Raw genomic sequence first — 6,474 nt, 5'->3', positions numbered from 1 at the left:
GCCCGTCGGCTGGCTGAGCCACCAAAGCGCTCTGCGTGCCGTGCACACGGTTGCCTAGGGGCGGTCGCGTCGCCTCCGCGCATCTGTACGAGAGGTGAGAGGGGCGGCGCTCACCGTACGGGGGCCCGCGCCGGGCCGCGGGCCTTCGCGGACCAGGACGACTCTCAGATGGTGTGTCCCGGTATGCCGTCCCCCCACCCCAGCGGGAACGGTTCCCGGTGCTCGGCCGTGGGGGCGGGCGGTTCGCCTCCCGCTCTGTTGAAGGCGGCCAGGGCTTCGATGAGGGCCAGCCGCTGTGTGGGACTCAGACGTTCGACGATCGTCGCGATCTCCGTCCTGCGTCGTGCCGTGACGTCCTCGACCGTGCGGCGTCCTTCCTCGGTGAGCTGCAGCAGCGTCTCGCGGCGGTTGCCGGGGTTGGGCCGGCGGTCGGCGAGCCCGGCCGCGATCAGCCGGTCCACCATGCGCATGGCGGTGGAAGGCGCCACCTGGAGCAGATCGGCGAGCGCGACGAGCTTGGTGGCTCCTCGTGTGGAGAGCACGACCAGCATCCGGAACTGCGGCAGAGTCACCCTGTCCTCGACCTCGGCGAGGGAGCGGGCCGAGACGGCCACCAGCACCTTGGAGGCGGTCAGCACCGCCCGGGTCACCACATCGACATCGTCCGTCGTCCCCGCAGGGGTCTCACGCTCCGGCATGCCTCTTTTCTATCGCGGCCCGGGCGCCACTCGTCATCCGGTGGCGCCCCGCGCATCTGAAGGCCCCCGCCGCGGCGGTGTCGGAGCAGGACCGTCGCGGCATCGTCCTGGGGAGTAGGGGGGCGGTCCTGCGGCGTACCGGACCCGATCCTCCCGTACTGTTTCGAGGGCACGACGTGGGCCGGGATCATCGAGCAGGCGTACCCGCGAGCGCGTCATCGCCGCGGCGATGACCACCCCGCTCACGCCGGCGACCGATGCCATGGGGGTGAAGCCGCGGCGCACCACGAACAATCCGTCGTACGGACCGAGCGCCCCGCAAGGGGACTGGCAGAAGCGCTACGCAGGGGGACTGACAGAACTGGGAGGCCTCTCCGGAGAAGCGCCCGCAACCTTTAGACTATGCAAAGGTGAGGTGGGCGAAGCATGGCCGCGCCCCGAACCTTGACCGAAGTGAGTGCAAGAGCTGACATTCCCGACCCGCGGAAGGCGCCGATGGCAGACTCCAGCCCTCCCCACCGTCCTCGGCCTCCCGTCGGCCGGCGGCGCCTGGCCGCACGCTCGCCGATACACCTCTTCCGCCTGGGGCTCGGGTGGATCTTCGGCAGGCGGCTGCTCCTGCTGCACCACACCGGCCGCAACACCGGACTCGACCGCCGGGTCGTCCTGGAGGTCGTGGCCCACGAAGAGGACGGCTGGATCGTCGCCTCCGGCTTCGGGGCCAAAGCCGACTGGTTGCGCAACCTGCGCTCGCAGCCGAAGACGGTCATCCAGCTCGGCAACCGGCACCATGCCGTCACCGCACACTTCCTCACGCCCGAGGAAGGCGCCGACATCATGGCGCGCTACGCCCAGCGCCACCCGCGGCTCGCCCGCCGCCTGTGCGCGTTCCTGGGCCTCCCGGCCGACGGCAGCCGAGCCGCATTCCACGAGGCGGGCATGGCCATTCCATTCGTGCGGCTGTGCACGGGAGTCGACTCGCGGCCGTCGTGAACGCCGTACGGTGCAGGAGGGTCGCACGGACGTCCTCCGGCACCGTACGCCCCGGCCCTCGAAGGCGGCGGCCGAACACCGGACGCCTCCGCAGGCCGGGGCGTTGACGGGCCCGCGGCCTGCTTCCGCAACCTCGCTGCACCGGGGCCGGGACGTGCCGGCTCGGGGGCCAGAGCGCGGGGTGGTGTCGGCCTTGGGACCGCGAAGTTCGGTCCAGCTCGCGGGCGGCGCGGGCTCGGTCGGTTCCGTCCCGCCGTACGCGGAGCCCGGACAGCCGGCCGACAGCCAGGCGCGCGACGGCCACCGTCCGGCAGTACGCGACGCACCCATCGCGCGGGCGCCGAGGAGGTCGGTCACCTGGCGAGGCCGAACCGCCTTCCCCGTCGGCCGGCCTCCCCACGCTTCACCGACATGGCACGGTGTCCCTGACCTTGGTCGCGGCCGCCGACGTTGACAGAGAGTCGCATGATCATCCTCGTCCCGCACGGACACCGCGACGCCGCGGTGAGGCCGTGCACCTGCCGGCGCACGCCGAGGACGGTCCGTGCCGAGCGCTGGCGGCCGGCTCCATCACTTCCCCGAGGTGGAGGTCAGATTCTGGACAAAGGCCAGGAAGCCGAGGATGAGGATCAAGATGAAGAGGCACCCCCCGCAGGTGCAGGACGGGCTTTTCGCATCCCGCACGCCACGCTCAACAGCCCTGCGAATTCGCTCCTCATCGCTGTCGTCCATTCATCCCCCTCGCACGCAAAACACCACCGGATTCAACTATCCAATGTGAAGGTGACGCGCTCACGGAGTCGCCGCAAGGCGCATACCGGCCGCTCCGGAGACACTTCCGGCCGCGGCCGACGCCGTTACGACGCCGTTACGGGCGCATGCCAGGTCGACGATCACCTTCTTTCCTGTCCCAACTGCCCGGCGCCCAGACCTCGCGACCTCGGCGCCCTGCGCCGGCTGCATGCCGGCGAGGCGGTCCTCCTCTTGCGCCCTCTCGGGCGTCGGAAAGACCCGCATCGCCCAGCCCAGGCCCCCAGCCACACCACGCCGTCCGCCAGGGCACTCCCGTCCGCTTCCCCCGGCCCAGCCGCACCCTTGCCGGCCTTCACCGACGCCACCGCCCCGACAAGCGGCCCAGGAACCCCCAGACACAAGACCAACTGCGGCCCGCCGGGATTCCGGGGCCAGGACATCTTCGACGCCCCGGAGCCGACCAGCCCGGAACCGCTGTCTGCGTACTGCCCGTCGAGCAGGCGCAGCGGATGGTCCAGCAACGGCCCGGCACCCGCCTGGCCGAGCTGGAGACCGACCACTTCGTCTACGCCAACGATCCGGTCGGCTTCGCGGGTGCCGTCCGCGCCTTCCTGGCCACCGTCTGACACCTGGCCACAGCCGAACCTTCGGCCGCGCACCGCAGATGGCCAATCCCGCCGACCACCTGACTCCGGCCGCGAGTGGAGAGAGGCCAGGACGACAGTGATGGCCGGCATCCGCGGCCGGGTGGCCCCGCGACAGACCTGCGACAGAGGGTGAGGGCCGAAGCGACTCCCGCCCCGATCAGGGCCGGTCAACTCGACGACGCCATGCGCATGCCCGCGACCGTGGCTGTGGCCGGGAGGGCGCCGGTGTCGATCGGCGCCTGGGCGGGGTCGGCAAGGCCAAAGCCGGGCAACCGGCGGATCACGGCGGGGAGCAGAGCACTGAGCGGATCGAGGCGGTCCTCCTCATCGCCGTCCAGCCGAGCGACGACGTGCGCGGTCGGCGCGCCGCGACACCGGCGGTGACGGGGGCGGCGGCGAGCGCTCCGGCGGATCTGGCTCTGACGGCTGTTCTGGATATGGTGCCACTCCTGAGCTTCGAAATGTTTCGGTTTAATTCCGAAATCCTCGGAGCACCTTAGAGAGAGGGACTGCGTTCGGCAACCCTCCCTATGTGATTCGTCCGGACCGTCGGCGTCCCCCTCCGGCGTGCGTCCGCGCGCTGCCGCGTCATCAGCGGCTGACCGGAACGCGCCGCGACCGTGTCTGTCGCACAACCAGCGCCCGTAGCCGCTCCCGGGTCGTCTCTGTGGAAGAAGGCGCCTCGAGGTCTGCGGTCGTGTCGGGCGTCATCTGATTCCCGCCACGGGCGGACGTCATCCCATGCGGCATACGGCCAGTTCAGGCGGCGGTCGAGGCTTGCGCTCGCGGGTGCGGCATGTCGCGCATCCGTGTCACGCTCTCTGAAGCGACCCTGCGCACGCCTCTTGACCTCCATGCATGGACGCGCCTAGCTTCCGAGCCAGCGGTTCGCCATTCTGACGTAAGTTCATATGTCTGAACACGAGAGAGAGGGTTCCATGCTGGAAGGTGTTTTGTTCTTCCCTGTCACTCCGTTCGCCTCGGACGGTTCGGTCGATGCGGCGAAACTTGCGGAGCACATCCGCAGTGGTGTCCGAGCGGGGGCGGGTGGGGTGTTCGTCGCCTGCGGTACGGGGGAGTTCCACGCGCTCGGGCCGGGGGAGTTCGCCACGGTGGTGAGGACGGCCGTGGAAGTGACGGACGGCCGGGTGCCGGTCTTCGCGGGCGCGGGCGGTTCGCTGGTTCTGGCTCAGCACTACGCGCGGGCCGCGGAAGAGGCCGGTGCGAACGGGCTGCTGCTGATGCCCCCGTACCTGGTGGCCGGACCGTCGGCCGGACTGGTCGCCTATGTGCGCCAGGTACTGGAGGTCACCTCGCTGCCGGCGATCGTCTACCAGCGGGGCACGGCCCGGTTCGACGTGCCCTCGGCCCTCGAAGTCGCGCGGCTGCCGCAGGTGGTGGGTCTCAAGGACGGCACCGGCGATCTGGACCTCATGGCAAGGATCGTGACCGCCGTCCGTGCCGACACGGCGACCGGCGGCAGCGCGTTCCAGTTCTTCAACGGGATGCCCACCGCGGAAGGAACCGTACTGGCCTACCGCGGCATCGGCGTCGAGCTGTACTCCTCCGCGGTGTTCTGCTTCGCCCCAGAGATCGCCCTCGCCTTCCACCGGGCCGTGACCGCGGGGGACGAAGTCACCGTCCAGCGGCTTCTCGGCGGGTTCTTCCATCCCCTGATCACGCTGCGCGACCGCGTTCCCGGCTACTCGGTGTCCCTCGTCAAGGCGGGCGTCCGGCTGAGAGGACTGGACGTGGGCGGTGTACGCCCGCCGCTCACCGATCCCGCGCCCGAGCACCTGGCCGAGCTGGAGGAACTCATCGCACGAGGCTCGGCCCTTCTCACCGGAGCCCTTGCGGCCGACGGGGCGGCCGCGACCGCCGAGGCGGCGGTCCGATGAGCCCGGAGCTGCGGATCGTCCGCGTCGACATCACCCCTGTGGCATTCAAGGATCCCGCCCTGCTCAACGCCGTCGGCGTCCACGAACCCTACGCGCTGCGCGCCGTCGTCGAAGTGACGACCGACCAGGGCGTGACCGGGCTGGGCGAGACCTACGCCGACGAGGGCCACCTGCGCAGACTGCGCGCGGCCGCCGACGCGATCACCGGGATGGACGTCCACGAACTCGGCCCGATGCACCGGCGGATCGCCGACGTGCTCGGTGGGGACAGCGGCAGCGACGGCCACGGACTGACCGGCATGATCACCACCAGCAGCACGGTCGACCGGGTCTTCTCCCCGTTCGAGGTGGCCTGTCTGGACATCCAGGGCCGCGCCGCCGGCCGCCCGGTCTGCGACCTGCTCGGCGGGGCCGTCCGCGACCGGGTGCCCTTCAGCGCGTATCTCTTCTACAAGTGGGCCGCGCACCCGGGGTACGAGCCCGACGACTGGGGCCCCGCCCTTGATCCCGAAGGGATCGTGGCCCAGGCCCGGCGCATGGTGGACGCGTACGGCTTCACGGCGATCAAACTCAAGGGTGGCGTGATGCCGCCCGAGCAGGAGGTGGAGGCGGTCCTGGCCCTGCGGGAGGCGTTCCCCGCCGTCCCGCTGCGCCTGGACCCCAACGCCGCGTGGAGCGTGGAGACCTCGCTGAAGGTGGCCCGCGACCTCGAAGGAGTCCTGGAGTACCTGGAGGACCCCACGCCCGGTCAGGAGGGCATGGCCCGCGTCGCCCGTGAGGCCGCGATGCCGCTGGCCACCAACATGTGCGTGGTCGCCTTCGACGAACTTCCCTCCGCGGTGCGCGCCGACGCAGTGCGGGTCGTGCTCTCCGACCACCACTACTGGGGCGGGCTGCACCGCTCCAAGCTGCTGGCCGGGATCTGCGGCACCTTCGGGCTGGGCCTGTCGATGCACTCCAACTCCCATCTCGGCATCAGCCTGGCCGCGATGACCCACCTGGCCGCCGCGACGGAGAACCTCACCTACGCCTGCGACACGCACTGGCCGTGGAAGGACCCGGCGGAGGACGTGATCGTCCCCGGCGTGCTCGCCTTCCGTGACGGCTCGCTCGCCGTGCCGCGCGCTCCCGGCCTCGGTGTCGAGCTCGACCGCGACGCACTGGCCCGGCTGCACGAGCAGTACCTGCGGTGCGGCCTGCGCAACCGGGACGACACCGGCTACATGCGCCGGCTGGATCCGTCGTACGAGAAGAAGTCCCCTCGCTGGTGACACCGGGACGCGCCGGCCGGCCCGGGCGCCCTGAGAGCTGCGAACAGAAGGGGCGCCCGGCTCGCGACGCCCGGCACGCACACTCGCGGCGTTGCCGAAAGGCCCTGACAGCTGCGCCACTAGGAGTTGTCGTCAAAGTGTCACGCCCACATCAGGAGCGATGCGAGGGTGATGGCTGCTTGGTAGGACTCGGCGGTCTTGTCGTAGCGGGTGG

Annotated in this window: 5 protein-coding genes; 3 read left to right on the top strand and 2 right to left on the bottom strand. The window is 70.8% G+C overall.

From position 1 onward, the window contains the following. Positions 1-164: 164 nt before the first annotated feature. Positions 165-698 carry a MarR family transcriptional regulator gene (locus tag ABZ719_RS36940; protein WP_366729549.1) on the bottom strand — a complete coding sequence of 178 codons (534 nt, stop codon included), beginning with the start codon at positions 696-698 and terminating at the stop codon, positions 165-167. Between the two features lie 495 nt (positions 699-1,193). Here ABZ719_RS36940 and ABZ719_RS36935 point away from each other — a divergent pair, with 495 nt between their 5' ends. Beyond that, positions 1,194-1,691: a nitroreductase family deazaflavin-dependent oxidoreductase gene (locus ABZ719_RS36935; RefSeq protein WP_366729548.1), complete on the top strand. Its 498-nt coding sequence runs from the start codon at positions 1,194-1,196 to the stop codon at positions 1,689-1,691. Positions 1,692-2,261: 570 nt separating this feature from the next. Here ABZ719_RS36935 and ABZ719_RS36930 read toward each other — a convergent pair. Continuing rightward, positions 2,262-2,423 carry a hypothetical protein gene (locus ABZ719_RS36930; protein WP_366729547.1) on the bottom strand — a complete coding sequence of 54 codons (162 nt, stop codon included), beginning with the start codon at positions 2,421-2,423 and terminating at the stop codon, positions 2,262-2,264. Between the two features lie 1,579 nt (positions 2,424-4,002). Between ABZ719_RS36930 and ABZ719_RS36925 the strand changes: the two genes are divergently transcribed. Both ABZ719_RS36925 and ABZ719_RS36920 read left to right on the top strand, forming a co-directional pair. Further along, complete coding sequence (locus tag ABZ719_RS36925; RefSeq protein ID WP_366729546.1) at positions 4,003-4,989, top strand: 5-dehydro-4-deoxyglucarate dehydratase; 987 nt, start codon at positions 4,003-4,005, stop codon at positions 4,987-4,989. Next, on the top strand, positions 4,986-6,260 hold the full coding sequence (locus tag ABZ719_RS36920; protein WP_366729545.1) for a glucarate dehydratase family protein: 1,275 nt from the start codon (positions 4,986-4,988) through the stop codon (positions 6,258-6,260). Before ABZ719_RS36925 ends, ABZ719_RS36920 begins: the two co-directional genes overlap by 4 nt. Positions 6,261-6,474 lie beyond the last annotated feature (214 nt).

The organism is Streptomyces sp. NPDC006743, assembly GCF_040703815.1.
In the GTDB taxonomy this organism is placed as follows: domain Bacteria; phylum Actinomycetota; class Actinomycetes; order Streptomycetales; family Streptomycetaceae; genus Streptomyces.
Note: the sequence above shows the minus strand (reverse complement) of the source record. Positions and strands in the feature narration are given on the sequence as shown.